This is a genomic window from Shewanella sp. SM20 (assembly GCF_025654545.1).
Lineage (GTDB): Bacteria > Pseudomonadota > Gammaproteobacteria > Enterobacterales > Shewanellaceae > Shewanella > Shewanella oncorhynchi.
In genome coordinates, this window is the sequence record NZ_JAKKRK010000134.1 from 1 (window position 1) to 785 (window position 785).

Consider the following 785-nt stretch of genomic DNA (forward strand, 5'->3'; position numbering starts at 1 on the left):
TTTCGACCTAACTCAGTCAAGGTCAGTGTCTTACATTCAATCAGTGCCTTAGAGGCCAGCATCAAGCTGTTTAATCGTTTTAGGTGAAGTTCTGGGCAGTATTGGTGTAAAGAATGTTGTAGGATATTGGCTTCGCGCATCTTGTTGTCCAAGTGTAGTTTTTAGCGAAACCATTTGATCATGCAACAAGATGCGCTTCCACTCTAATTTGATGATTTATTTGTAAATCATCAGGGGATTCTTCAGAACCTAGCTTCTTGCTCATCTGTTAAGTCTGCTTGATCAAGAATATCCGCGATTTCGTTACCTATATCATCGCGATTGAGATTGACCTCTGGTACACGATTCTCATAGTACAAAGGCAAAGTTGCACCATCATCAACGGCATCAGCAAAGTTATAGATACTGATGTAGTCACCAAAAACTTCTTGGGTTTTGCCTTCACCGGCAAGTAATGGGGTTCCTGTAAATGCCATAAATGAGGCGTTCGGCATCGAGTTACGCATATTCATTGCAAGAGTGTCGTATTGGCTACGATGCGGTGTTTTTCAAGGTAGTTGGCACTCTTTACTTAAATTTTAAGCTGCATTTCTTGTTTCAGTTTCAGACTCTTTTTCTGGGTTCAACACTACCTCACCGATAACGTCACAGTTCCTTATACCGTTTGGCCAGCGTTTAGGGTTTCTTGATCTTGCTTCTTCTAGTACCTCCTTACGCTTAGATAAAATCGCTTTATCTTGCATCGCATGTCGCTCACTCGGTGATACAAAATTGAGCTTACTGTG

3 pseudogenes are annotated in these 785 nt (G+C 41.5%); all 3 read right to left on the reverse strand.

What is annotated here, in order from left to right:
* Window positions 1–140 (reverse strand): annotated as a pseudogene (locus tag L5M18_RS23240) (IS4 family transposase); the annotation flags it as partial.
* Between the two features lie 102 nt (window positions 141–242).
* Window positions 243–527: pseudogene (locus L5M18_RS23245) on the reverse strand (hypothetical protein); the annotation flags it as partial.
* 51 nt (window positions 528–578) lie between these two features.
* Window positions 579–785, reverse strand: a pseudogene (locus L5M18_RS23250) (IS3 family transposase); the annotation flags it as partial.